The organism is Aliiroseovarius sp. D2-2 (genome assembly GCF_055809455.1).
The window spans coordinates 1,586,573-1,612,186 of the sequence record NZ_CM147913.1 but is presented as its reverse complement, the minus strand read 5'-3'; the positions used below and the strand labels follow the sequence as shown (position 1 = coordinate 1,612,186).

The window sequence follows — 25,614 nt, the reverse complement described above, 5'->3', positions numbered from 1 at the left end:
CTGGATTTCTACACTGCACTCCGTCTCCGCCCAGACGCTGCCGGACGGTATGGTAATTGCGGACGATCAGACCAAAACCGCTATTGTGCGAATGCTGACCAGCGGCAGAAGTCAAAATCTGTATCCGTTTCTTCAGAGTAAAGTTGTCTGCGTCGAAGACCGGGTTTTCGCGCGCTTTTTAATCGAGAGAAATATCCAAGCCATTGTTGTGACGAGACGGGTAGGAGCCACCGCTGTTGCATCGGGCGAATGCAATCTGTTCGTCGATGGGCGCGGCGCGATCCTGCTGCGCGCAATCCTAAGCGAAATCCCCGCACAAAATGACGTACGCACCCCGCAAGAGCCTACACCAGCAGATCGAAAGGGACCGGAAATACTGCCACTGCAGAAAGAGTTCACCGCGTCATCTGGCGCGGCAACTGTTGTGGTGGATATCGTTGATCCCAGCGGAGTTGCCCGCGCGGATGCTGCGGGCAATCGTCCATCCCAACGCGATGGAAAGCAGTTTGACTTCAACGTTAGATTACCGAACGATTATCAGCCCCAAACCGTGACGATCACGGCGGTGGATAGCGTTGGGAATTCCAGCGCAAGACGCGTCACGATCCGACGTATCCCGGCCTGCGGTCCATCGAGCGGTTTAAACCGAACCATAGCGCGCATCATTCAGACCGACCTGAATGCGCTGGGGTTCAATGCTGGCAGCGCGGATGGCTTGATTGGCAGGGGAAGCTGCGCCGCCATTCAAAGGTTCACGCCGCTATCCTTCAAAAGCTGGGCGGATCTGCAAGACGCATTGGCGCGCGCGCGGATCAGCATTTCCGCGAGTGTTCGATCAGACCCTTCTGACGCCGAACAAACGGTCGTGGCGACGGTCAACGATCCTCGTAACACCAACGCAGTCAGATGGGTGCGCGTGACCTCCCAAAGGGGCGGCACGGTACTGGAGCAAAGCTATCAAGGGCGGGATTTATCCTTCCCGTTCCAACTTGCCCCTGGCGAGACGCGAAGCCTTGTGGTTGAGGCCTTGGACAACCAGACAAGGGGCCTGGCAAAAACAAGCGTGACGCTTCGGCGATTACAGGACATGGACATGTTCCTCGCGGCACCGAATTTGGTGGGCACCCGCATTGAAACCTCCGACGCAAATGCCCGCATCACCGTGTCCCTTCGCAATCCCTGGCCTGATGTGGCGGTGGGGTGGCGAAGCGCGGATGGCAGTCAGGGCGCGCAAAAACGCTATGCAGGTGCGTCGGTCGTGTTCGATATCCCCATGCCCGAGCCGGAACAGTCCGAAACCGTGACATTTCAAACATTTGATCGTGCGGGACGTATCCAAATAGACAAGGTCCTGACGTTAACTCGCCTGCCAGAGATGCAGCTGCAGGTCCGTGCTGAAAACCTGGATGGCAGCCAAATCCAAGCTTTCTCGCCCGAGGTAAAACTCAGTATTGATCTGCGAAACGCCTGGCCGGGTGCCCAAATAGATCTTGTTGATGACAATGGACGCAACGAGCGTTGGTCTTACAGCGGATCTCCAAAAGAGGTTGCCGTCAGAATGCCTCTGCCGGGCCTGACGCACCAAGTCGCATTGCTGGTAAGAGACCGTGAAGGCAAATCTCATGATCACCGCGTCATCACGCTTCGTCGCCCCCCTTCAATGCGCCTTTCGCTGTCCGGTGAGAACATGGAGGCCGGGCGAATAACCACCACCTCCGACAGCGTTGCCCTTCGTGCCGAGGTCTTTGATGCGTGGCCGGGCGCGATACTGTCTTGGCAAGGCGACGGTGGTTCCTCTGGTCAAACACAGGTCGTCAGTTCGACCCATAACTTGCGGTTTGAAGCACCGCCGCCGGGGGACAGCAGACTGGTGTCTTTTGACCTTCGTGACGCCGAAGGGCTTCTGCATATCAACCAGAAAGTGGAGCTGACTCGGTTGGCGAATATGGGGCTTCACATCACATCCGAAGGTCAAACCGGCCGTGAATTCGAAACCACCGCCGAACGCATCGAGGTCACAGCAAACTTGTCAAATGCGTGGCCCCGCGCAGCCATCCGTATGGAAGCCGGCACGCATATCCGGGCGGTGCCCTACGAAGGCAGCCCCCTGCCCTTTTGGGTCTCGATGCCTGAGGCCGGAAGCAGTCAAGACATCACCTTCACGGCGCTCGACAGCAAAGGCCAGTCGTTTATTCAAGAGGTAGTCACGCTTAAGCGTACCGCACATATGGTGCTGAGCCTGACAGCTGATGGATTGTCTGGGGAGAGACTGGAAAGCAGCGCAGCTGTGACCACCGTGCAGGCCAGCATCGTGAACCCCTGGCCTGATGCATCAGTGGGATACCAATTTGCTGGCGGCCCCGAGGACCTGCGTGAGTATGCAGGAGCTGCGACGGAGTTCAGGGTAAATATGCCTTCTCCGGGAACACAATCGACAGTTCCGTTTGTCGCGCTCGATGGCAATGGAAACGAACATGATCGCATCGAGCTTACGATTGTCAGAGCCGCGGCAATCATGACGGTCTCGCCCGATCCCAAGCTTCAGACAGACGCGGAAGAAGGCGAACTTACGGTGCAGCTTCAAGGTGCCGATGCAGACACGCGGATCGAGGTGCTGGACCAAAACAGTACCCTGCTTTTCGACGCCATTTACACCCCGGGTCAGGCGTGGACCCGCGCGATACCGATGCCAGAGCGCGGCGCTTCACATACTGTCACGATCCGTGCGGTGGGACCGGATTCCCGTGTCTTGGCAAGCCGCCGCATCATGCTTGTCAGAAGCGCGGTCCCCTTCTCGGATTGGGCCATCCCCATCGCGGTCGCAGTTTTGCTTTTGGGCAGCGCAATCTGGCCAATCCGCCGATTGACGACCCCAAAATCAGCAGTGGACAAGCCCCCTGCCAATCTGGCTGCCGCGCCGCGTATCTACGCCAAACCGGATCACACCCCCACGTATGAGACAATTCCCGATCAGATGCCCGAAATCACCCTGACTGTTGATCCTGGAATCCTGTCCGAGATTACCATCCTCAGCGAGGAAGAAAGCGACAAGCCATCATGACGAACACTTCACAAACGCTCGAGACTTCGATCCCGCCAGCCGAATTCAGCAATATCGTCGAGGCGGTCAAATCGGCATTGACCAAAGGCGACGCAGGTGTGCGGCTTGCGGGTGCGGGGTTGGACAGTAAGACCCTACAAAGCAGCGTGGCCCAGGCCGTCGAGAACGCCCTGAAGATTTCGCTATTTGATACATTCATGAAAGCCTGGGAGGGCATGAAATCAGTGCGCACCCTAATGGGCGAAAAGGGCCCGACAGATGGCAAACCGCGCATCGCCGCGCTGATCAAACACAAGCTTAAGGTAACCCATACGCCTGAAATTCGCCTGACATTTGGCGAGGCATTAGATCTGCGCAAAGTGCGCCTTCCCGTGACGCTGACCGTCGAGGCGGCGGGTGTTGCCCTCACCATCAAGGATCGCCAGATCACAGGCATCTCCGCAGGCTATTTACAGCCCTCGGTGAAGATCAAGGTCGAAAAAGTAACTGTTGTTGAAACTAAACTCCAACGGTTGGATTTGACGGAAAACCTGCAAATCAACTGGCCTCGACGCCAAGACGACGCGCCGGAGGTAGCGCCCGAGACTGAGTAAGAATTCCCCTTACTAGCGCTCCCCTGTGGTTTCTCATAACGCTCAAACAGGATGTATGGATTCCTCCTCACTGCATCGCGTTGTACCAAGGTATCTGACGTCAGTACCTACCGGACAGATTTGGGGGTTTGAGGACGGGGCTGTTTCAAAGCAGCTAAATGGAGAGAGTTTGATCATCCTGAAATGCTAGGTGATCACCCTGCCCGCCTCTAGACAGTTTCAACTGACAGCGCACAAACCGAACCGAGGTTTCCGCCAAGTGATTTAGGCTCAACCGATATTATGCCGTCTTCGGATTTTCGACGGGCGACCATCAAGTGACAGCGTCGCATCCGGTCTAGGTGTTTGGCTGATCACACGCCCATTCGCGATGACGCACAAGCGGGTTGCACGCAACCTGAGTGCTTCAATCGTGTCCGTCGCATCAAGAACCAACAACGAGGCCTTAGCACCGACGTGAAGACCGTAGTCAGCTAGTCCCATCGTTTTGGCATTGTTTGTCGTGACCATTTCAAAGCACGTTCGCATCTCTTCTGGGCTGGTCATCTGCGCCACATGCAGCCCCATAAACGCGACATCAAGCATGTCCGCCGTACCGAGGGAATACCAAGGATCAAGCACGCAGTCCTGCCCCCATCCGACATTGATCCCCATGGCCAGCATTTCTTTGACGCGTGTTAGGCCACGTCGTTTTGGATATGTGTCGTGGCGTCCCTGCAAAACGATATTGATCAGAGGATTAGGGATCACGTTTATTTCTGCCTCTGCGATCACTGGCAGTAGCTTGGAGACATAGTAGTTGTCCATCGAATGCATAGAGGTAAGGTGTGATCCCGCGACACGACCATTCAGACCCAAACGCTGCGTCTCATTGGCTAATGTCTCGATGTGCCGGGAGAGCGGATCGTCGGTTTCGTCACAATGCATGTCAACTTGCAAACCTCGATCAGCTGCAATCTGGCACAGCTCTTTCACCGACGCTGCTCCGTCAGCCATCGTGCGTTCGAAATGTGGGATGCCCCCCACCACTTCAACACCCATGTCCAAAGCGCGGATCGTGTTCTCGCGCGCTGTTGGATCGCGGTAGAAACCGTCTTGTGGGAAGGCCACAAGTTGCAGGTCGATGTAGTCTTTAACTTGCTCTCGGACATGAAGCAAAGCTTCCACGCCAAGCAGGCGATCATCACAAGTATCAACATGGCTTCGGATCGCCAACAGCCCCATGCTTGCCGCCCAGTCACAATATGCAAGGGCACGGTTCACAACGTCATCTTGCGTCATGACCTGCTTAAGCTCGCCCCACAGCCCGATCCCTTCAAGAAGTGTTCCGGAGGCGTTGATACGAGGCAATCCATAAGACAGTGTCGCGTCCATGTGAAAATGCGGATCGACAAAGGGCGGGCTGATAAGGTCGCCCGTTGCATCAATGGTGTCTTTCGTTTCTGCGTCACCAAGCTGATCGATGGCAGAGATGCGATCGCCTTTGATGCCGATATCCATTACGCGCCCATCCGGCAAAACACCGCCTTTGACGATAAGATCAAACATCAGCGTTCTCCTTTATTGAACGGAACCATCAAGGCCGCAGGGACTTCAGCACGGCGCGACATCACAATTAGTGCAAGTATGGAAAGGATGTAGGGCATCATCAAGAAGACTTGATAGGGAATTTCAGAACCGAAACTGGTTTGCTGCACTCGAATTTGTAGCGCGTCAAAGGCCGCAAATAAAACCGCCCCCAGCAGCGCTTTGCCCGGTCTCCACGAGCCAAAAACCACAAGAGCAATACAAATCCACCCTCGACCATTAACCATTTCAAAGAAAAAGCTGTCAAAAGCGGACATGGTCAAGAAAGCGCCGCCCATTGCCATTAAGCCGCTGCCAAAAGTAACTGCCCCCATCCGGATCGCATTGACTGACAATCCTTGTGCCTCGGCTGCGGCCGGGTTTTCGCCGGCAGCACGAATGGCAAGGCCAAGTGGTGTGCGGTACAGAACCACCGACACCAGCAGCACCATGGCGAATGCCAGATAGGTAAATGGCGTTTGCGAAAACAGCGCCGGGCCAAGCAACGGGATATCTGACAAAACTGGTATCTCGAAGGGTTGGAAAGCTTCGATTTTTGGCGGACTGGTCACTTCAGGCAGTGCCACGCGGTAAGCATAATAGGTCGAGGACGTAGCCAACAGCGTGATGCCAAGACCAACAACGTGCTGTGACAAACCGAACGGCACGGTAAGTACACTATGGACGAACCCGAACAGCATCCCGGCCATCATCGCGATGCACACGCCAGTCCAAAGCGCCATTCCAGAATAAACCGCCATCCAGCCTGCGAAAGCGCCGACGACCATTATGCCCTCGATCCCTAGGTTCAACACACCTGCGCGTTCACAAATCAATTCACCAAGCGTGGCGAAGATCAGCGGGCTGGCGATCCGTATTGCAGCGGCCCAAAAGCTTGCGGTGAAAAGGATATCGAGTGATCTCCATATTTAGTCCCTCACCACGCGAAATTTGGTCAGCATGATCGCTAAAACCATAAGAAGCAGAGCCGTTGCCAGCATAATATCAGCCAGATAGGTCGGCACATCTGCGGCCCGGCTCATGCTGTCAGCACCCACGAAAATGCCCGCTACGAAGAGCGCGGCAATGATCACGCCAAGCGGATTAAGCAAGGCAAGCATCGCAACGATGATACCCGTGTAGCCAAAGCCCGGAGACAGATCGAGCGTCAGGCTGCCCTTCAACCCAGCAACTTCCGAAAAGCCCGCAAGTGCTGCAAGGCCACCGGACAGAAGCGCCGTTTTGACCAACACGCGCTTTACAGGGATACCAGCGAAACCTGCGGCTTCCTTGTTCAAGCCGACGGCGCGCATCTCGTAGCCAAGTGTGCTGCGGGTTTGAACAACCCACACAACCAAAGCTGAAAGGATCGCAATACCAAAGCCCCAGTGTAGGCGTAGATCGTCAACAATGCGCGGCAGGCGCACCTCAGGAACAACACGCGCCGATTTCGGCCACCCCATGCCCATGGGGTCCTTTATGGGTCCTTCTAGCAGCATCGAAATAAACAGAAGGAATATGAAGTTGAACAGCAACGTTGTGACGACTTCATCAACGCCAAAACGCGTTTTGAGTAGTGCTGGGATCAGCAACAAGACCGCTCCGGCGAGGATCGCCAACAAGGCAATTGTGGGCAATAGTAAGAAGCCGGGCCACTGTAGTTGGCCCGTACCCAGCAAAACCGTGATAAGCGCGCCCGCGTAAAGCTGCGCCTCCGCTCCGATATTCCAAAACTTGGCACGAAACGCGACCGCAACGGCAAGGCCTGTAAAAATCAAAGGTGTAGCTCGATTCAAGGTCTCAAGAATGGCGAACTTTGAGCCAAATGCCCCGCTTAAGATCAACCCGAACACAGAAAACGGGTTTGCCCCAGCAATCATGGCCAACAAAGACGCAATGACCACAGTAGCGATCAAAGCGATAGCAGGCGGTAACAACTTGCGAACGACAGACGGGTTTTTGATTGGTTCAAGACGCATGTGACGCCTTGTGCTCAAATCCTTGACCAGCCATCCATATCCCCAGCTCCGCCGGCGTCATCTCACCTCGGCCAAACCCCGGTGACAATCGGCCATCAGCGATAACATGGATCACGTCTGCCAATGACATGATCTCGTCTAGGTCTTCCGAAATCAGCAACACAGCTGCCCCGCGATCACGCGCCTCTAACAATTGGCTATGCACATAGTTGACCGCTCCGATATCAAGCCCCCGCACGGGTTGGTTGGCTAAGATAATCTGTGGATTGGCTTCTAACACGCGGCCTAGGATCAGCTTTTGCATGTTGCCACCCGACAGCAGACGAATTGCTGTGCCCGCACCGGGGCAACGCACATCGTATTTATCAATTATTCCATCAGCGAACTTGCGTGAGTCTCGCCAGTTAAGCCAGCCACTTTTGCTAAACGGCTTGCTGCTGTAACGCTCCAGGATGGCGTTTTCTGTCAGATCAAAGTCAGAGATCGTACCGATTTTTTGCCGGTCCTCAGGAATGCGCGCAATACCGCCTTGAACAGCATCTCGCGGGGTCCACCTTTGCACTGGCTGGTTGTCCAGCAGGACGTGCCCGTCTTTTGGGTGATGCAACCCTCCAACAACATCTGCGATCGCAGCTTGCCCATTGCCAGAAACACCAGCCAAACCAATAATCTGACCCGCCTTCAGCGCAAGCGACACAGACTTCAAGCCCGGTGCACTACCGATATTAGGCGTTGAGACATTTTTAAGTTCCAGCCGCGCTGGACCGGGATTGGATGGCGCTACATCAGGTGGTGTTGCCTCGACGCCCATCATCATTGCGGCCAAAGCGTGCTTGTCGGTATCTTTCGTGTCCGCCGATCCGGTTAGTTTGCCGTGCCTAAGCACCACTACACGGTCGGCAATCGCCATCACTTCGTGCAATTTGTGCGAGATGAAAATGATCGAAAGCCCATTCGCGATTGCTTGTCTAAGTGTGGCGAAGAGGTCATCAGTTTCTTGCGGAGTAAGCACCGCCGTCGGCTCATCCAGAATTAAGATGCGCACATCACGATAGAGCGCCTTAAGGATTTCGACACGCTGTCGTTCGCCTACACTAAGGCTACCAACCCGAACGTCAGGGGACACAGCTAAGTGAAACTTCTCGGACAACTCTACAATCCGAGCCCGCTCTGCGGCCCTATTTAAACTTGGACTGAGAAGAGATCTTACACCGAGCGTAATATTGTCCTGAACTGTCAGATTATCTGCCAAGGTAAAGTGCTGATGCACCATCCCAACACCTGAATCCAACGCGGCCCTCGAATTTCCGGGGGGCAAAGCATTTCCAAACACTTCTACTGTCCCGGCGTCAGCGGTGTACTGACCGAACAGAATGTTCATAAGGGTTGTCTTGCCCGCCCCGTTTTCGCCAAGCAGGGCAACAACCTCGCCTTTGTTCACAGAGAAGCTGACCGCGTCGTTTGCGGTCAACTCTCCAAATCGCTTGGTGATGGCATTAAGGCGAAGCGCCTCTACCGGCTTCTCAGGCATGTATTACTCAGACGACTTTGGTTCGTCGTCGTTAATGACCACATTAAAGGCCCCTGACATGATCTCTGCTTGGCGTACCGCAACCAATTCCATTGCAGCTTCAGGGACTTTTCCTTCGAATGTTCCCAGCGGTGCAAGCGACGTCCCACCTTGGTTCAAGAACGAATACACTCCGTAATCAGCAGCCACAAAACTGCCAGCTTGCACCTCTGCGATTGCCTTATCCAATGTTGGCTCAAAGTGCCAAATAGCCGAGGCGACAACCGTGTCGGGATATTCTGCTTGCGTATCGATCACATTGCCGATTGCCAAAGTGCCTTTTTCCTTCGCGGCGTCAGACACACCAAAACGCTCTGCATAAAGCACATCAGCGCCGTTTTCGATCATCGCGAATGCTGTTTCCTTCGCTTTGGGTGGGTCAAACCAACTTCCAATGAAACTAACCTGAAACTTGATGTCAGGGTTCATTTCAGATGCGCCCGCCATGAAGGCGTGCATAAGGCGGTTAACTTCCGGGATCGGGAACCCGCCGACCATGCCGATATTTCCGGATTTTGTCATCGCACCCGCAATGATGCCTGACAGATAAGAGGCATCCTGGATGTAGTTATCAAACACCGCGAAATTTGGCAGCGCTGGATCTTCTTTAAAGCTTGAGCCCATAAGGAACGCGATGTCGGGATATTCAGCGGCAACTTCGCGGGCTTCTTGTTCCGCGCCAAAGACTTCACCGATAATCAACTTGTTCCCGGCTTCTGCATATTCCCGAAGGACCCGGGCATAGTCGGTGTTACTGACGTTCTCAGAAAACGAGTAAGAAATATCGCCGCGATCTTGAGCAGTCAGCGCTGCTAAATGGATGCGGCTCACCCATTGTTGCTCTACCGGAACTGTATAGATGCCCGCTGTTTTGATCGGTTCGGCCGCCATGGCCTGATTGACCCCTAGCGTGCCAAGCAAAAGCGAAGACGCGGCAGCAGTTGTCAAAAGACGACGACGAGTAATATGTGTTGATTGTTTCATTTTTGGCCCCCTGTGTTGGCATACAGTAACAGCATATTTTACCATTTGGTCAAGAAATGAATCTGGCGCGCCTCGTCTGTTGGTAAATTCCACCAACTGCGAAGAACCGTGGCACTACCGCCCACCGGCCCTGGAATCCATCATTTGATAGCAACCACGCCAATCATCACTTACATTCAAATTGAACCACTTAGGTGGGGCTGATCAGTATCGTATTGGTCGGAGACACATTACATACCGATATAATCGGAAGTGCAGCACATGGTTGGCCCACCGTTTGTGTAATTCAGGACGGCATGTTTGCGGGCAACGATGTACACGATTATTGCCAATCATCCATGATATGCTCGGATTGGTGTTTGAAACGGATCTGAGTTGCCGTTCGCCGCGAGCAACTCAAATGTCTACTTTGGGGCGTCCTCACATTTGTCACACAAATCGAGTGACACAGAGGTGACACAGGGCTGCATGCAAAATGGTGACACAATGCGCGAAAAGATAAGCGGTTACCTCGTAACCGATTCAAACTATTATCTAATCTTGGAAAGAGTTTTGGCGGAGCCTAGCGGGGTCGAACCGCTGACCTCTTGCATGCCATGGGCGAGATTAGTCCGTCTGGCCAGTTGAGGTGATTGATGGAAAGCAAACGGAACTTGAACTTACCGCTCGATCTAAGAATGACTAACGATCTCGGTGAAAGGTTAAGTCTCATTGGGCTTGGGTGATAGTCATCGCGTTTGGCAGAGATGACTGGAATGGAGGGAAAATCTTGTCGAGCTTTCGCCTTTCTATCGTCCCATTAGAAGGCAGAGTATGAAATAAAAGTCATCTGATCGGACAAACGCGTCCTCTTAGTTCAATTCAAAATTAGGCGATATGAGCCAGTTAGGATTGGCGGAAATCACACCCGAATGAAAAAGGCGTCAGGTGAACCGTTGACGGATGTCTGCAACTGCATCCGCCAGCAGTACAAGATCCACTGCAATCGCCACGAAAGAGGCCCCGAGCATCAGGTAGCGATCGGCAACGTCAGGATCGAGCGCCATGACCCCGGCGGGTACGCCTAATCCTACCAATCGTTTGATCGCATCGCATACGGCCTTGTCTACATCCGGATGGGTCATTTGCCCACGCAACCCCATGCTTGCGCTAAGATCGGCCGGGCCAATGAACACCGCGTCGACTCCGTCCGTTTTGGCAATGGCGTCGAGGTTCCGTAGCCCCTCAAGCGTTTCCACCTGCACAACAAGGCACAGTTCATCCTCGGCGGCTGTGAAATAGTCATCAACTTTGCCATATCGTGTGGCGCGGGTCATGCCAGCCATCCCACGCATCCCTTTGGGGCCATAGCGCATGGCGTGAACCGCCGCTTTGGCTTCCTCGGCAGTTTGAACATAAGGCACCATCACGGTTTGCGCGCCCATGTCGAGCACCCGTTTGAACAGAGTGGTGTCGTTGGCCGCGATGCGCACAACGGCAGAGGTTTCGGGGTTCTGCCCGATGGCTTGCAGTGCGGGCAGAACCTCGATCGTTTCGATAGCGGCGTGTTCACAATCCACCAGCACCCAGTCAAACCCCGCCCCGCCAAGCAGTTCGGGCACAGTATTGCCACCGACGGTATTCCAGATCCCCAATTGGCGTGTCCCTGCAACAATTGCGGACTTAAAGCGGTTCTTGGGGATCTGCATGCGTTTGGACTTTCTTCAGGTGGACACGTGGCTAACGTCTTTGTCGGGGGAATAGATATCGAGGATATTCCAATGTCCTGTCGTCGGTGTAGGGTTGTTGATCATGGGCACATCCAACACCGTAGGCTTACCACTGGCAATGGCGGCCTGCAAAGCGGGTAACAGCTCGTCTGCCGATGTGATGCGGATACCCTCGGCGCCGTAGGCGCGCGCGATCTCGGCATAGCCAGGCCCATTTGTTGGGGCCGCGGCCGTGCCTGGGAAGGTCGTGCCATAGGTCAGACCATAATGCGCCTTTTGTAGGCCTGCGATGGTGCCGAAGGCGTTGTTGTTCATGACAAGCCAGACGATCCCAAGGTTAAGTTCCACAGCCGTAGCCAACATCGACGGGTTTTGGCCAAAGCCGCCATCCCCGACGAGGGATAGAACCACACGGTCCGGGGCCGCCAGTTTCGCACCAATGGCCGCGGGCGGGCCAAAACCCATCGTCGCAAAGCCGCCAGGCGTAAGGATCGAGCCCGGTGTCAGAATGTCAAATTGCTGTCCCACACCGTTCTTGTTCCATCCCACGTCGGTGGTGATGATCGCATCATCGGGAAGCGCCGTGCGCGCATCAGCCAGAATGCGTTCTGGCATCATCGGGAACGCGGATGAGCTTTGCATGTCGACATTTGAAGCTTTGAATGACTTCCGGAACGTGGCGATTTCAGCCTTCTTTTCACTGCGGTCAAAACCGTCTGGATACATCTCTTTCGCAACACGGGTCAGCACACGCAGCGCGGCCTTGGCATCCGCAACCACCCCGATTTCGGTCGGGTAGTTACGCCCGATTTCCTGAGGCTCGATATCGATGTGAATGACCTTCGTATCGTTGCCTTTGGCCCCAATGTTGAACGTGTAGCCTGGATACCAGCTGGAACAATCCGCTTCTTTAAAACGGGTGCCCACGGCAAAGACCATATCCGCGTTCAAACAGGTTTGGTTCACCAATTCTGTTCCCCAGAAACCAGTCATGCCCATGACCAGCGGGTGATCATCACGCACAGCGCCTTTGCCCATCAGGGAATGTGCAATCGGCAAGCCCATATGGGTTGCGAAGGCATCCAGCTCATCGCTCGCTTGCGCCAGAAGAATTCCGCCGCCGACATAAGCGACGGGCGCGCTGGCCGCTGCCAGACCGCTTACAATTTGGCGCGCGGTTTCGTCATCCAAGGATGGTTTGACAAGATGTTTGGTGTTGTTTGCGATGCGATCAAAAGTGTCGGACGGGATCACTTCGCTGAAAATATCCATCGGCACGTTAACCAAAACTGGGCCCGGTTGGCCGCTTTCGGCCAAATGGAACGCCTTTTCAAGGATCTCGGCCATCAGGTCGGCGCGGTCCACGCGCCACGCGCGTTTTACGAAGGGGCGATAGATTTCCCACTGGGCCGCATCCGCGTGCAGGTTCACCTCTTGATGGGGGTGTTTGCCATAGTAATGGGTCGGAATATCGCCCGCGATCACCACCATCGGGATGCAATCCAGCGCTGCATTCGCCACGCCAGTGGCGCAGTTTGTCAAACCAGGAGAGAGGTGCGAAAGCACCACCGAGGCCTTGCCTTTGACGCGCGCATAAGCGTCCGCCGCGTGGCTTGCGATTTGTTCATGACGCACGGTGATGAAATCAATCGGGCTTTCGGCTAAGGCAGCTAAAACCGCGATGTTGGTGTGGCCGCATAGGCCGAACACATGCTCTACTTCGCGTCTCCCCAGAAAATCTACGATATGTTCCGCTACGGTTTTGCCTTCTACCTTCGATCCGTCCATCACGCGACCTCCTGTCCAAAGAATTCGCCAAATAGCTCCTCTTCCGAGGGGCGGTCTTCGGCGATGGGCCGTGCGACCCACGTGTAGTTCATCATGTGTTTCATCGTGACGTTTTCATTGGTGATGTTGCCACCCCAAATGCCGCAACCAAGGCTGGACGTCATCGGCATCCCGTTGGTCCAAGACCCTGCGTTGGCTTTGGATTGGGGCTGACGCACCATCATGCGGCTGACCGGGGCAACCCGCGCCAAAGCATCGATGTTATCGTCAGAGTGACTGTAGATGCCGCAGGAATGACCAACGCCGCCAGTCGCGTAGATGGCACGAACAGTGTCGAGAGCATCGTCAAACGTCTCGAAGTGATAAAGCGCCATGACAGTGGTCAGCTTTTCCTTGCTGAACTTGTGCTCTGGTCCGATCTGACCTTGGTTTTCCACCATCAGGAATTTGCGATCCTCGGGAATTGTGAACCCCGCCACATCCGCAGTCTGCTGAGGTTTACAGGCAATCGTCGGGAAGGTGCGGTTGCCTTTTTCGTCCCACATGGCCGCTTCCAGCAGGCCCTTTTCTTCGGCACTGCACAGATACCCACCCTCGTCTTCAAGAGCGCGTACCATGTCGGCGTATACGGATTTTTGAATGATGATATTGCCATCCGCTGAACACCCCGACCCAAAGTCGGAGGTTTTGGAAATGCGGGTATTCTGCGCCGCGATGCCGATGTCGGCGGTTTCGTCGATCACGATGGACGAATTGCCCGCGCCGACGCCATAGGCCGGGCGGCCAGACGAATACGCCGCCTTGACCATGGGCTTTCCGCCCGTGGCCAAAGTCAGATCGCATTCCTCCATCAGGTGTTGAGTCAGCGGGATCGAAGGGTGCCGCACGGCCTGAAACAGATCAGCGGGCGCGCCAACAGCAACGCAGGCCTTGCGCATCACTTCCGTCATCTCAAACGTGGTACCCGCCGTGCGTGGATGCGGCGAAAAGATCACCGCGTTGCGCGCATTGGCAGATGAAACCCCCGTCACCGGAGGTGTCATTGCGGGGTTGGTCATCGGAATTAGCGAGGCGATCACACCGGCGGGTTTGGCGTATTTCACCAATCCCTTAGCCTCGTCCACATCTACGACCCCTGTTGAAGGCGTGCGTAACACATCACGCAGCACCATTTGAATTTTGAACCGTTTGGCAGGGCGGCCTGCACGGTCGCCGATTCCGGATTCATCAACACCCTGTTCGGACAGCCGCGTGAATGTCTTTTCATTGCCTGCATACCAAGCAATGGCCTGGCTTAATCGGTCCAGATCGGATTGGGACCAATCTTCAATCTCTGCCATCGCCGCGCGGGCGCGGGTGATCATATCAGCCGCCAGTTGGCGGTCGTCGTCAGTAAGCTCTTTGGCCATCTGTCTGAGTGCTTTCTTGTGTAGGAATGGGATTGGTGCGCCGCTGGGACCGGACATCCCCAAACGTGCGTTTGGCGTGATGCAGACACCGCCGCGCGTGTTCTTCAAAGCCCAGCTCGGTCACGCGGGATTGGTTCGGAAGCTCTACCGAGTAATCCACGGGCGGCATGCGTTCGATGATGCCCGCAAAATCAATGCAGCCCTCGCCGGGATATAGCCGTGCGTCGCGGGCCAGTTGGATCATGCCCTCACGGGTGTCCGCGATGCCGGGCAAGGCGTCAGAGATGTGAAGGAAATTCAGCAGATCACCGGGGACGTGTAGCAGCTCGGCAAGGTCCACGCGGCTGAGGTGCAGATAAAGCGTGTCGACAAGGATGCCCCCGTTTGGCTGATCGGCAGCACGAACGATATCCAGCACCTCATCAAGTGTGCGCAGACGACTGAAGCTTGGGAATTCAAGGTCAACAGAGAGGCCATAAGGGGCCGCGACTTCACATGTCTCGGCATAGCAATCGACGATGAAGTTGCGGTCATCGCGCGTGGGTGTCCAGGCGGACATGATCATTCTGGTTGCGCCCAACTCTCCACCCAGCTCGCAGGCCGCTTCGAAACTTCGCGGATCGCAATCTTCGGTGATGCGGGCAAGCTCGACATCCAGAACCTTCAGGCCCGTGGTCTTCAGCGCTGTCTTGGTGGCCGACACCATCGCTTTGTCGATCGGGCTTTCACGGAATTCACCGGGCACATTCATCTGGATAAAGCGTGGCGAAACAGCATCATACCCTGCACGGGCGGCGATGTAGATCAGTTCGGGTGCAGTCGCATTGATGAGGGTCAGATGCGCAAGGGAATAATACGGAGCGCCGGTTTCGTCGGGCATTTCGGAATTACCTTATGATGTCTGCAATCAGCATTATCATAATATGTATTCTAAAATCTATGATATTTTATATTTTGTCATATTTTGGCAGGTAAGCAGGCGGCATCGGCCCCTTGTTGCGACCCCCTTGCTGCATCTGCTCCCACGCGTGGGATAAAATTCCGACAGAGCGGGACAAGCAAAACAAGCCACGCGACAGCGGTGCAGGAAAGCCGAGTTCGCAGAAAATCACCGCGGTCGCTCCATCAATGTTCATCGCAAGTGGCTTGCGTGCGCTCAGGTTGGCCTGAACCGCCTCACCAATATCGGCATAGCGACCCGAGACCGTGCCTGCCACAGCGGCCTCGCGGACCAGGGCCATCAAGCGGGGCGCGCGGGAATCCACAGGCTTGTGGAACCGATGTCCAAAGCCACTGACGATCTTGCCGTTCTCGGCCCGCCAAGCATCTAGTCCCGATTGCACCGCTACATTCAGGTCCGCCCCGTCTTCCATGCGTGCGTTGATATCGTAGTAAAGTTCGGCACATTGTTCGCCCGCACCGCCATGGACATCGCCCAGCATGTTTACACCGTTCGCCATGGCGTTGTTCAGACCCACGCCACAGGTTGCCGTCATCCGTGCCGCAGCAATCGACGGCGCTTGTGGTCCGTGATCGACACCCGCCACCAACGCAGCCTCAAGCAATGCGGCCTCATTTGCCGATGGCAGTCGCCCAACAGTCATCAGCCAAATCATTTGTGGAAACGACACATTACCGATCAGGTCCTCAATCGGGTGACCGCGAAAGGCAATTTTGCCGGGCTCCATGTCGATAATAGATGTGCGCCACCATGCGCGGATGGCATCTGCGTCGTCGCTCATGCGGCACCTTTGATATTGTGTTTTCTAGCCTGGCTTTGAGACTGCGCAGCCAGCCGGATCGGCGCATTGCGCGCGCCATACCCGGCATATCGGCCCTTGCGCTGGACAATCTCAAAAAAGAACCCATCGAACAAAGTCTGACCGTAAAGCTGGAAATACGCGCCATGTTCGTCTTCGTCGTAAAGGATGTTGTGACGCTGCATATCCGCGGTCATGTCGTCACTTAGGCCAAAGGCGGCCTGCGTGTCAGCGTAGTAGTTTTGCGGCACAGGCAGCCGGCTGAAACCTGATCTCATCAGCTGTGCCGAGGTTTCAAAAATGTCGTCGGTTTGAAACGCAATGTGCTGCACACCTGCGCCAGGCCGCCCGGATAGGAAAGACCCTGCAAGCGTGTCAGCATCAGCAGCCCCGTTCAGGTTCAACCGCACCTCTCCTTCGGGCGTTTCAATCGCCTGAGAGCGTACGATCCCTGAAGGGTCAGCGACATTGACAATGGGCGACTTCGTCATTTCAAACGTTGTCAGATAATACAGCAACCAGCTTTGCATCTCATCATAGCGCATGGTCTGTGCCACATGGTCGATCCGCCGCAAACCAGCTGGCGGTGTAGCCTTTGTTCGGGTGACCGGTTCAAATTCGATATCCCAAACGCGGTGCAGGTCGGATTGTTCGTCGATGAAGTGAATGACGCTTCCTCCAATGCCACGAATGGCAGGGATTTCAAGCTCTCCTAAACCCACCGATTGCGAGAAATCTTGCGTGCCAAGCGCCTTGGCCCGCGCAAGTGTTTCGGCGGCGTTCTGCACCCGCAATCCCATATCGCAAACACAAGGTCCGTGGTCCTTCAAGGCTTGCGCCGCGTGCCCCGCCCCGTCTTGGTTGATCACAATGTTCACCGCGCCCTGTCGCCACAGCGCCACCTGTTTGGACAGGTGCTTGCGTTCACGGCGGAACGCCATAGAATTAAGGACCGCCTCTAGTTCTGTCGCACCATCCTGATCGACTGCGAATTCGATGAATTCAAACCCATTGGCCGGAACTTTGGGGGGCAAGTCGGGGGTGGCGCCCTGCAACAAAGGCTCGCTCTGAGCTGCGTCAGACAGGGCAGTGACCAAAGATCTATAGGCATTTCGTACCGTGTCGGGGCCTTCGGGAACGGCAGCGACAGACCATGGCCCCTCATACCCGGCGCGCGCCAACACTCGGGCAAAACCACCAAGGTTCAGCGTCCCTTGGCCGGGCAACATCGGCGCATTCGGACCATCCCATAGGGCCACGTGAAACACCCCTGCCCCATCCAAGTCGCGCAACCGTGCTGGACGCGACCCGTCACTGAGGACGTGATAGGCATTCAATGCAAGGCCGACAGCCGGATTGTTTTGCGCATTTACAAAATCCTTTACCGCCGTCTCGGCCTCGCGCAATGGGCGCAGCGCAATCCGGACACCCTGCGTTTCCGGCAGGTCAGCCGGCACTTGATCTACAACCTCAAGGATCAACAAATCCGCACCCAATGACTGGGCCATCTTAATCTTGGCAGCGAGGATTGCTGATGTAGCTCCCGAAGCAATCGGCCCCAAAGATGCGATTTTAAGGTCGGCTTCAGAACAAAGGTGGGCGATTTCATCAAGGGGTCCATCAAACTGGGCCACATCTGTCAGGCATAGGTCGATCGCTTCAAATCCAACTTCCGAGATCGCCCGCAGTTTTTCCGCCAAAGCCCCAGGTACTACATGTGTCGGGATAGTCAGCATCAGCCTTGATAGCCAAACATGCGCGGCAGCCAAAGCACCAGATTCGGTGACAGCATCATCACGATCAGAGCGACGATCAGCACGGCAAGGAAGGCCCAGATTTCCGAGATGATTTCGCGCAGCGGGATGTCCGTTACAGCGTTGATCACGAAAAGTAGGATGCCATAGGGGGGCGTGATTAGCCCGATCATCGAGTTCACGACGACCAGCACCCCGAAGTGGACCAGATCAATGCCAAGCGCCTTACACGTCGGGATAAACAGCGGCACGATAACAAGAATGATCGTCGTCGCATCCAACACACACCCCAGCAATAGGATCAAGATGTTGACCATGATCAGGAACATCAGCGGGCTGATATCGGCACCCTCAAGCGATGCAGAAATCGCTTGTGGGATTTGTTCCGTGATCACGATGTAATTTAGGATAAAGGCGCCACCGATGACGATACCAACTGCAGCCGAAGACCGGGCCGAGTCGACAAACACCTGATAAAGCGCCTTGAAGGACAGCGAGCGATAGAACAAGGCGGCCAGAAGCAGTGCATAGAAGGCTGCAACGGCAGCGGCCTCAGTCGGCGTCGTCACGCCCCCGTATATGCCATAAAGCAGGATCACCGGCATCAAAAGCGCAGGGAAAGCATTCGCTGTGACGCCGGGGAGTTTCTTCAGGGGCACGGTTTCTTCGACTTCGAATCCGCGCTTATGGGCAAGGTATCCGTTCATCCCCATCAACACTGCGCCCATGATCAGGCCCGGCAAAATGCCCGCCAGAAACAATGCCCCAATCGAGGCGTTCGAGATCAGCGCGTACAGCACCATTGGGATCGACGGCGGTATGATCGGGCCAATCGTGGCCGAGGCTGCGGTGATGGCCGCAGCATAGCCACGGCTGTATTTGCCGTTTCGCGTCATCATCGAAATGATGATTTTGCCGATGCCCGCAGCGTCCGCGACAGCAGACCCTGACATACCCGAGAAGATGAGCGAGGCGACCACGTTCACATGGCCCATACCGCCCCTGAAACGCCCGACGACGGCAATGCAGAAATTCAGCAATCGGTCGGTGATCGAACCTGCGTTCATGATGTTCGCAGCAACGATGAACAAAGGCACGGCCAACAAGATAGCACTGCCGTAGAAACCTTGTAGGATTTTCTCTCCGGCCAATGCGACATCCAGCCCTGACAGGCCCAGATAGACGACAGACGCCAGCATAATTGAATAGCCTATGGGCGTACCGATCCCGGCAAGCACAAACAGGGTGACAAGAAGAGAAACGAGTTCAAAGCTCATGACTTGGTCTCCTCGGCTGCGGCTTCTTCCTCAAGCACGATCTCTAGTTCGGTCTTGGGTGGGCCGTGGCGGAATGTGGCAACTGCCAGCCATGCATAGCGTGCGGCGACAACGATCATGAACGCGCCATAAACACTAAAAATTGTGCGCATGGGGATTTTGCCACCCGTGAACGGGTTGCGCACAGTCGAGGTTTTTCGGATCTTCATCCAATCAATGTAGTCAAGCGTGGGCAACAGCGTATAAAGCATGCCCGCAACAATCGCGATCGCCGAGATGATCGCAAAGATCGTGCGCGTGCGACGCGACACAGATAGATAGATGATATCGAATTTAACGTGATCCCATTCGCGCACCACGAAAGCGCAGCTAAAGAATATCACCCAGACCCACAGGATCGCGATCAGCTCAAGCGTCCAGCCAAGTGGCTGAATGGTGCCAAGGGCGGGGAATGTTTCCGCGATTCCAAAGTATGAGATGATCTTGGGCGCATAGCGCGACCCGATCTGCAGCAAGAATGTAAAGAATATCGCTGCCAACAATGTGGCAGCGATTGCGTCGGAGATGCGGGAGATCCACTTGAATAGAAATGTCATGATGGATCTCCCCTTCCCAATCCTTAGTTGCCCAGCGCGTTGATCGCGTCCAGCACACCCTCGGGCCAGCTGGTAGCAAATTCAGAACCGACATACTGCGCCTGAACGTGTTTGCGGAAGGCCGCTGTGTCAGGGGAATAAACCTCTACGCCGTTCTCTTCCAGAAACGCTGTCAGGCTGTTTTCCAAGTCCAACTGACGCAGACGACCGACAGAAGCGGCCGCATCGGCAGCCCGCTGAACGGCCAGCTGTTGTTCTGGTGCCATACCATTGAACGCTTCCGCCGAGATCGCGATGTAGTTCAGGTCAACAAGGTGCGATGTCAAAGCGATCTGCTTTGTCACCTCATAGAACTTTTTGTCTACAACGGTCGGCATCGGGTTGTCTTGGCCGTCAATCGCTCCTGTAGACAGGCCTGTATACACTTCAGTGAAGGCCATCGGTGTCGGGGCTGCACCCAGTGCGGCACCCAAGAACTGCCATGCGTCGGTGCCGGGCATGCGAAGGTTCACGCCAGCAAGGTCAGCAGGTGTCTGCACGTCCAGCTCTTCGCGGCTTTGGCGCAGGTTCACGTGGCGTTTGCCCAGATACATCACTGACAGCAGCTTAACACCCAACTCTTCTTCGACCTTGGCCTTAAATGGGGCCATCAAAGGGTCGTTGAATACGCGCACCTGATGGGCAGCGTCTTGATGAACGTAACCGGTGGCAAAGATCGAAAACTCTGGGAAGAACTGTGCCAGTTCCTGTGCAGATGTGATGGACATTTCCAGGTTGCCACGGCTGATCGCGTCCAGCTCGGTGCCTTGGTCGAACAATGTCGCGTTGTAAGATGGTTCGTAGGATGCAAAGCCAGCGACGGCCGGACCAAAGACTTCGGCGAGCGCAACAGACCGTGCATCGGTTTCAGAACCGGATGTGGACATGCGCAGTTGGATTGCGTTGCTGTCAGCAAATGCTGGTGCAGCTGCGAAAGCGCCTGCTGCGACCATTGCGGCCATCGCGACGCGACGAGTGAGTTTCAGTGTCATGTGTGTCCTCCCAGACGTTTTATGCCCCTCTGGGCAGATCATGCGAAGCATTAATGCCTCATTTTTCTCATTTCGCAATACATTTTGCAAAATATCCGATATTTTATTCAGCGGCGTCGATAGTTTTTCTTTGTCCACCGCCTAGTTGAATCTGCTTCTCAGTCTGAGCCGCAGTTTGGATCGCCTCCACAACTTGCAAGGTTTTTAGGCCCTCTTCCCCAGTGACCAAAGGCTCACAACGACCACGGATCACTTCGTCAAAATGGGCGATCTGATTAATCAGAGGGTCGGAAGAACTGACCGGCATCGCCGTTGCCTTGATTGGATTCCACCAACTAGTGCCACCTTCATGTTGCCAAAGCCGCATGTCGGGAATGCTCAGCGCGCCTTCTGACCCACCGATCAGGTAACAGGATTCGTTTGTAGCAGGGTAGATGGGGTATTCCCGTGACGTCAGCTCCCAACTCCAAGGTGACACCACGCTGTCTGAGACCGTGATGGTGCACACAGCACCGCTTTCAAACCGCAACACAGCCGCTGCCACGTCTTCGTTTTCAAAGCCGCGCAAGGAAGGCGCGCTCTGCGCTTGAACAGTGACAACTTCCCCAAGGAAGTGCCGCATCAGGTCAACGTCATGCACAAGATTAACTGAAATCGGCCCCGCACCTGCCTTTTTACGCCACGGTGCGACGTCAAAATAGTCGTCAGGTTTGTAAAACCAGCAGGTCACTTGCGCAGCACGCACCTGCCCGATCGCGCCGTCTTTGATTAAGTCTGCGGCTTTTTGAATGATGGGATTGTGACGGCGGTGATGCCCTACAAGGATAGGAACACCTTTGGTCCGAGCGGCCACAACCAAGTCTTCAGCTTCATCGGCCGACGCCGCCAAAGGCTTTTCGATAAGCACAGGAACACCGTGCTCCACGCAAGCCATCGCACCCTCTACGTGCAACAAAGTGGGGGTAGACAAGATCACACCATCAACATCGACGGCGTCAAACATTGCCTCCATAGAAGCGAAAACAGGAACGGATTGCTCGGTTGGACCTGGCTCTACCACTGCAGCCAGTTCTACGCCTGGCACTTGGCCAATGGCAGCAATGTGGCGCTGGCCAACGAGTCCGGCCCCAACAACTGCCAGTTTTTTTGAATGCCCCATCTGGCCCTCTTCTTTACGTCTTTTGCGCACGCTAGCAGAGTACATCAGATTTGCAATAATATATGATATTTTTTATTTCAGCATATTTTATCTCCCATTGAGGAATATCGGATGATCGTGTTATTCTCTGACCAACTTGAAACCCATAAGGTCTGACATGTCACAATCCGCACCCACCGTTGGGTCCAGCACATATGAACGTATCAAACATGATATTATCTTCGGTGAACTCGCTCCGGGTACAAAACTCAAATTGGACGGGTTGCGCGATCGCTATGCCGCAAGCGTGTCGACCCTGCGTGAGACGCTCAACCGTCTGGCCAGCGAAGGGTTTGTGCAGGCCGCCGAACAACGCGGCTTCTTTGTACGCCCCGTGTCTGCGGAAGATCTGACCGAAATCGCCGAGTTGCGCATCCTTTTGGAATGCTCTGCCTTAGAAACATCGATAGCCTGTGGCGACGCAGACTGGGAAGGCAGTCTTGTTGCTGCCCACCACAAGCTGCACTTGATCGAACAAAAGATGCTCGACGGCGATACCTCGCAAAAAGAACAGTGGAAGCGTTACGACTGGGAATTCCATCAAGCACTCATTCAAGCCTGTAACTCGCAGAATTTGTTGTCGTTGCATGGCACAATCTTCGATAAATACCTGCGCTATCAAATGTTGGTACTGACCTATCGTGGGCAAGAGGCCGTTCAGGAGCACAAGGATATGTTCGATGCGGCCCTTGCGCGGGACATTCCTAAAGCGACAAAGGTCCTGGAAGCGCATATTCGGCTTGGATTGGAACATACCTTGGCCGCCATGGCCAAGCTGTCAGAGTAATCGAAATCGCCTACTCGACCGCAGGTGACGCTCCACCTTCTGTTCCATGACGCCCACCCAACTTCCCTGATCCCTCGCTTTGGTTGCGCAACAGCCATTACCACAGGTGCAGAAAGCGACTTTGTCCGTCCTGACCTTACTCCGATCGCAAGTAAGGTGACGCTGTTTGAGCAATAGTGGTGTTTCCGGGCAGTTTCATCCTCGTCCGTCATAATAAGTCCAATGTATACCTGAGGACAAAGTCGCAGCGTCAAGACGTAGCCGATCTAACCACCAAGATTCACAGATAAGGTGAGTGTGATGTCTGGAGAAACCGCTGGTTCACGTTAGGCACTTAACCTTTCAGTCTGCTCAACGCGCTTGATGGATCTCAGACTTACAAACACAATTGCTTCACGCTTTATGTCCCTTAGATGAGACCGTCAGTGCTCTAAGCAAAATTAGTGCATCCCGTGCAGATAACTCTGCACTTTCTAGCTTAGTCAAAATCAGAGTTCGAATGCCGTCAGAATGCTTGGCGCCAAGCGCAATTGTATCGATGGCTTCGTTCGCAATCATTTCATCGACCAGTGCATTAAATGAGGTATCGGCATTCGCTTGCATGAGCTGCTTCAGCGCCGTGGCCCGCACCCGGCTGTCCTTGTCATTCAGAGCGCCAATTAGCACTTGCTCATCGGACTGACAGCCTATGGCTAAGGCACGTACCAAAGCGTCTTCGTCGTCCGTAAGTGGGCCCAAGTACTCGTGAAGCATAGGATGGCCAGCCGCGATACGTGTCGCAGTCGATCTGATCACGGCCATTCGGTCCATCAACCCTGCTCGAACACGCGGCAGATCTTCTTCATCCACCGCCCCCACTGCCAGCCGTTTTTCGAGCGCGTTGTAAGCAGCATATCTAAGGCTATCTTTGACAGAATTTGTCATCTCTCGGATCGTAATGCCCAGTTCCTTTGATTGGATGGGACCGATCAGGCCCAACGTGGCACAGGCAAGTCCCTGAACAATTTCAGTCGGCCCTTCGATTGGGCGGCGACGTTGTTTGCTTTTGGCCTTTTTGCTCTGGGGACGGTCTGCGACCCTGCTGATCTGGATGGAGGCGAGTGTTGAGTTTTCGGCCACCACGTCATCGGTGCTCACGATTTCGCCAGCCTCGGTGACATGCATTAACGGAACGGCGGCGTCATCATCTGGTTCCGTGACCAAATCGACCTCAGAGGCCTGCTTTTGCCGATCAGGGGCAAAAAGGGCTTCTTCCGCAGCCATGGAAAGGGCTTCAACAGCCGCCGCATCGCCCTTCTCGGCCCGACGCACAAGCTCGGTCAAAGAAATCAGGCGTACTTGCTGCGCCGGATTTGAAAGAAGCGATATCAGACGCTCAGTTGACGATGAATCCGTCAATGTCGCAATTGCTTGCGTAGCAGCAATCCGTGCCTCTAACGGTCGGTCCTCATTACGCACAAGTACGAGAAGCGGATCTGTGCCTTGTTCTGGCACCAAGCGAAGCCAATTGCGCGCGGACGAGACCGCCAGTGAACCCGTGTCCGTAAGCATCCAAGCCTGCATATTCATCCTCAGCGCCTCGCAGAGGTCGTCCGAGAGCGGACAGCTGAGAAGATCTAGTGCAACGGCCTGCACCTCGCTCGAGGGGTCGGACAGCGCAACCACAGCCAAGTCTGGCCGTGCCATTGCAGCGATGGCCAAAGCCTCGCTACGCAACGAAGGCTCAGCATCTTTCAAAGCCAAATAGGCCAGACGATCATCATCCCCAGAAAGTGATTTCAATGCCAGACGTCTCACTTCGGCGTTGTCGTCTCCAAGCAAGAAATTCAGATGCGGCTCCAACGCCTTAGCGTCCAGCTTCGACATCCTCTCAAGCGCACGTTTGCGTGGAAGTCCACCTTCGGTCTGGGCGACCGCCAAGAGCCACACCATACCTTCATCGCCCATACCTGAAAGTGCCTCAAATACCGGTAGGTCAAGGTTCTGGCCAAATTCATCACGGCGTGCATTTAACAGGTCTTGGATCGCCTCCTCTGCGCCCAGCTTTCCCAGCGCTTGGATCGCGGCAACCTGAATTTCAAGCCACTCATCCCACAGACCTGCTTCGTCTTCCCAAGCAATGTCATCTTCACACCGGTCTACGGCAAGTTTGCGCAAAATCGGTATGGATTCTGAATGCTGAAGCTCTGCCAGCAAGGATACAGCCGCCAGTTTCACTTCGCGAACCGGATCACCGATCAAGCTTTCACGGATGATGCCCGCATCCTCAGCTTGCGCGAACAAGGGCAAGACTTCCATCGCATCTGACCGCACGTCTGGATCTTCGTCGTTCAGCGCAGCCAGCAATGCGACGCGGACGCGGTCATCGCCGGGTGCTGTAGCGGCAATCGCACGGATCGCTTCAGTGCGGATCACGTCATTGCCGTTTTCCAAATGGGTCAACAACGTGGGAACCGGATCTGGGCCATCTGTCATCGAAGGGATCACGCGTTTCAGCATATTGGACCTCATTAGGGATAGTTTTGGATTAGGGCCTCGATCCGCAGAGGACA

20 protein-coding genes are annotated in these 25,614 nt (G+C 55.0%); 4 read left to right on the top strand and 16 right to left on the bottom strand.

Features of this window, described 5'->3' with window-relative positions; translation table 11 throughout:
* The first annotated feature begins 49 nt into the window (after window positions 1-49).
* Both AC0L6A_RS07940 and AC0L6A_RS07935 read left to right on the top strand, forming a co-directional pair.
* The gene (locus AC0L6A_RS07940) at window positions 50-3,061 is read left to right on the top strand and encodes a peptidoglycan-binding domain-containing protein (protein ID WP_473293329.1); all 3,012 of its coding nucleotides are present in this window, start codon (window positions 50-52) and stop codon (window positions 3,059-3,061) included.
* Window positions 3,058-3,654 (top strand): hypothetical protein, encoded by a 597-nt coding sequence (locus AC0L6A_RS07935; RefSeq protein ID WP_473293328.1) that lies wholly within the window; start codon window positions 3,058-3,060, stop codon window positions 3,652-3,654. Before AC0L6A_RS07940 ends, AC0L6A_RS07935 begins: the two co-directional genes overlap by 4 nt.
* Before the next feature lie 270 nt (window positions 3,655-3,924).
* Here AC0L6A_RS07935 and AC0L6A_RS07930 read toward each other — a convergent pair whose 3' ends face one another.
* The 5 genes from AC0L6A_RS07930 to AC0L6A_RS07910 are packed head-to-tail and all read right to left on the bottom strand — an operon-like array spanning window position 3,925 to window position 9,753.
* The gene (locus AC0L6A_RS07930) at window positions 3,925-5,202 is read right to left on the bottom strand and encodes an amidohydrolase family protein (RefSeq protein ID WP_473293326.1); all 1,278 of its coding nucleotides are present in this window, start codon (window positions 5,200-5,202) and stop codon (window positions 3,925-3,927) included.
* Window positions 5,202-6,149 (bottom strand): ABC transporter permease, encoded by a 948-nt coding sequence (locus AC0L6A_RS07925; RefSeq protein ID WP_473293422.1) that lies wholly within the window; start codon window positions 6,147-6,149, stop codon window positions 5,202-5,204. Before AC0L6A_RS07925 ends, AC0L6A_RS07930 begins: the two co-directional genes overlap by 1 nt.
* Window positions 6,150-7,199 carry an ABC transporter permease gene (locus tag AC0L6A_RS07920; protein ID WP_473293324.1) on the bottom strand — a complete coding sequence of 350 codons (1,050 nt, stop codon included), beginning with the start codon at window positions 7,197-7,199 and terminating at the stop codon, window positions 6,150-6,152.
* Complete coding sequence (locus AC0L6A_RS07915; RefSeq protein WP_473293323.1) at window positions 7,189-8,730, bottom strand: ABC transporter ATP-binding protein; 1,542 nt, start codon at window positions 8,728-8,730, stop codon at window positions 7,189-7,191. Before AC0L6A_RS07915 ends, AC0L6A_RS07920 begins: the two co-directional genes overlap by 11 nt.
* Before the next feature lie 3 nt (window positions 8,731-8,733).
* Window positions 8,734-9,753 carry a BMP family protein gene (locus tag AC0L6A_RS07910; protein WP_473293321.1) on the bottom strand — a complete coding sequence of 340 codons (1,020 nt, stop codon included), beginning with the start codon at window positions 9,751-9,753 and terminating at the stop codon, window positions 8,734-8,736.
* Between the two features lie 194 nt (window positions 9,754-9,947).
* On the opposite strand from AC0L6A_RS07910, the gene AC0L6A_RS07905 reads away from it, so the two are divergent.
* Entirely contained in the window at window positions 9,948-10,127 is a 180-nt protein-coding gene (locus AC0L6A_RS07905; protein WP_473293319.1) for an HAD hydrolase-like protein, read from the top strand.
* A 549-nt stretch (window positions 10,128-10,676) separates the two neighbouring features.
* On the opposite strand, the gene AC0L6A_RS07900 is transcribed toward AC0L6A_RS07905, so the two are convergent.
* The 10 genes from AC0L6A_RS07900 to AC0L6A_RS07855 all read right to left on the bottom strand — a co-directional run bounded on the left by AC0L6A_RS07900 (window position 10,677) and on the right by AC0L6A_RS07855 (window position 22,236).
* The gene (locus AC0L6A_RS07900) at window positions 10,677-11,441 is read right to left on the bottom strand and encodes an HpcH/HpaI aldolase family protein (RefSeq protein ID WP_473293317.1); all 765 of its coding nucleotides are present in this window, start codon (window positions 11,439-11,441) and stop codon (window positions 10,677-10,679) included.
* 15 nt (window positions 11,442-11,456) lie between these two features.
* Window positions 11,457-13,250, bottom strand: coding sequence for a thiamine pyrophosphate-binding protein (locus AC0L6A_RS07895; RefSeq protein ID WP_473293315.1), 1,794 nt, complete (start codon window positions 13,248-13,250; stop codon window positions 11,457-11,459).
* The gene (locus AC0L6A_RS07890; protein ID WP_473293313.1) at window positions 13,250-14,659 is read right to left on the bottom strand and encodes an aldehyde dehydrogenase family protein; all 1,410 of its coding nucleotides are present in this window, start codon (window positions 14,657-14,659) and stop codon (window positions 13,250-13,252) included. The genes AC0L6A_RS07895 and AC0L6A_RS07890 overlap by 1 nt, the downstream gene beginning before the upstream one ends.
* Window positions 14,640-15,539, bottom strand: coding sequence for a sugar phosphate isomerase/epimerase family protein (locus tag AC0L6A_RS07885; RefSeq protein WP_473293311.1), 900 nt, complete (start codon window positions 15,537-15,539; stop codon window positions 14,640-14,642). Before AC0L6A_RS07885 ends, AC0L6A_RS07890 begins: the two co-directional genes overlap by 20 nt.
* 67 nt (window positions 15,540-15,606) lie before the next feature.
* Window positions 15,607-16,401 (bottom strand): citryl-CoA lyase, encoded by a 795-nt coding sequence (locus AC0L6A_RS07880; protein WP_473293310.1) that lies wholly within the window; start codon window positions 16,399-16,401, stop codon window positions 15,607-15,609.
* Window positions 16,398-18,155 (bottom strand): bifunctional sugar phosphate isomerase/epimerase/4-hydroxyphenylpyruvate dioxygenase family protein, encoded by a 1,758-nt coding sequence (locus AC0L6A_RS07875; protein ID WP_473293309.1) that lies wholly within the window; start codon window positions 18,153-18,155, stop codon window positions 16,398-16,400. The genes AC0L6A_RS07880 and AC0L6A_RS07875 overlap by 4 nt, the downstream gene beginning before the upstream one ends.
* Window positions 18,155-19,450 (bottom strand): TRAP transporter large permease, encoded by a 1,296-nt coding sequence (locus AC0L6A_RS07870; protein WP_473293307.1) that lies wholly within the window; start codon window positions 19,448-19,450, stop codon window positions 18,155-18,157. Before AC0L6A_RS07870 ends, AC0L6A_RS07875 begins: the two co-directional genes overlap by 1 nt.
* A complete protein-coding gene (locus AC0L6A_RS07865) occupies window positions 19,447-20,046 on the bottom strand; it encodes a TRAP transporter small permease (protein ID WP_473293306.1) in 600 nt (199 codons plus the stop codon). The genes AC0L6A_RS07870 and AC0L6A_RS07865 overlap by 4 nt, the downstream gene beginning before the upstream one ends.
* A gap of 23 nt (window positions 20,047-20,069) precedes the next feature.
* Window positions 20,070-21,077, bottom strand: a complete 1,008-nt coding sequence (dctP, locus tag AC0L6A_RS07860; protein ID WP_473293304.1) for a TRAP transporter substrate-binding protein DctP — start codon at window positions 21,075-21,077, stop codon at window positions 20,070-20,072.
* A gap of 103 nt (window positions 21,078-21,180) precedes the next feature.
* Window positions 21,181-22,236 carry a Gfo/Idh/MocA family protein gene (locus AC0L6A_RS07855; protein WP_473293302.1) on the bottom strand — a complete coding sequence of 352 codons (1,056 nt, stop codon included), beginning with the start codon at window positions 22,234-22,236 and terminating at the stop codon, window positions 21,181-21,183.
* A gap of 157 nt (window positions 22,237-22,393) precedes the next feature.
* Between AC0L6A_RS07855 and AC0L6A_RS07850 the strand changes: the two genes are divergently transcribed.
* Window positions 22,394-23,062, top strand: coding sequence for a GntR family transcriptional regulator (locus AC0L6A_RS07850; protein ID WP_473293300.1), 669 nt, complete (start codon window positions 22,394-22,396; stop codon window positions 23,060-23,062).
* A gap of 393 nt (window positions 23,063-23,455) precedes the next feature.
* Here AC0L6A_RS07850 and AC0L6A_RS07845 read toward each other — a convergent pair whose 3' ends face one another.
* Window positions 23,456-25,561 (bottom strand): HEAT repeat domain-containing protein, encoded by a 2,106-nt coding sequence (locus tag AC0L6A_RS07845; RefSeq protein WP_473293298.1) that lies wholly within the window; start codon window positions 25,559-25,561, stop codon window positions 23,456-23,458.
* Window positions 25,562-25,614: the final 53 nt, after the last annotated feature.

Coding starts and splice junctions, on each gene's coding strand:
- AC0L6A_RS07910 (WP_473293321.1), bottom strand. CDS start 9,753: ATGAAACAATCAACACATATTACTCGTCGTCGTCTTTTGACAACTGCT.
- AC0L6A_RS07875 (WP_473293309.1), bottom strand. CDS start 18,155: ATGCTGACTATCCCGACACATGTAGTACCTGGGGCTTTGGCGGAAAAA.
- AC0L6A_RS07865 (WP_473293306.1), bottom strand. CDS start 20,046: ATGACATTTCTATTCAAGTGGATCTCCCGCATCTCCGACGCAATCGCT.
- AC0L6A_RS07930 (WP_473293326.1), bottom strand. CDS start 5,202: ATGTTTGATCTTATCGTCAAAGGCGGTGTTTTGCCGGATGGGCGCGTA.
- dctP (WP_473293304.1), bottom strand. CDS start 21,077: ATGACACTGAAACTCACTCGTCGCGTCGCGATGGCCGCAATGGTCGCA.
- AC0L6A_RS07895 (WP_473293315.1), bottom strand. CDS start 13,250: ATGGACGGATCGAAGGTAGAAGGCAAAACCGTAGCGGAACATATCGTA.
- AC0L6A_RS07845 (WP_473293298.1), bottom strand. CDS start 25,561: ATGCTGAAACGCGTGATCCCTTCGATGACAGATGGCCCAGATCCGGTT.
- AC0L6A_RS07920 (WP_473293324.1), bottom strand. CDS start 7,199: ATGCGTCTTGAACCAATCAAAAACCCGTCTGTCGTTCGCAAGTTGTTA.
- AC0L6A_RS07885 (WP_473293311.1), bottom strand. CDS start 15,539: ATGCCCGACGAAACCGGCGCTCCGTATTATTCCCTTGCGCATCTGACC.
- AC0L6A_RS07900 (WP_473293317.1), bottom strand. CDS start 11,441: ATGCAGATCCCCAAGAACCGCTTTAAGTCCGCAATTGTTGCAGGGACA.
- AC0L6A_RS07855 (WP_473293302.1), bottom strand. CDS start 22,236: ATGGGGCATTCAAAAAAACTGGCAGTTGTTGGGGCCGGACTCGTTGGC.
- AC0L6A_RS07915 (WP_473293323.1), bottom strand. CDS start 8,730: ATGCCTGAGAAGCCGGTAGAGGCGCTTCGCCTTAATGCCATCACCAAG.
- AC0L6A_RS07940 (WP_473293329.1), top strand. CDS start 50: ATGGTAATTGCGGACGATCAGACCAAAACCGCTATTGTGCGAATGCTG.
- AC0L6A_RS07870 (WP_473293307.1), bottom strand. CDS start 19,450: ATGAGCTTTGAACTCGTTTCTCTTCTTGTCACCCTGTTTGTGCTTGCC.
- AC0L6A_RS07935 (WP_473293328.1), top strand. CDS start 3,058: ATGACGAACACTTCACAAACGCTCGAGACTTCGATCCCGCCAGCCGAA.
- AC0L6A_RS07850 (WP_473293300.1), top strand. CDS start 22,394: ATGTCACAATCCGCACCCACCGTTGGGTCCAGCACATATGAACGTATC.
- AC0L6A_RS07880 (WP_473293310.1), bottom strand. CDS start 16,401: ATGAGCGACGACGCAGATGCCATCCGCGCATGGTGGCGCACATCTATT.
- AC0L6A_RS07890 (WP_473293313.1), bottom strand. CDS start 14,659: ATGGCCAAAGAGCTTACTGACGACGACCGCCAACTGGCGGCTGATATG.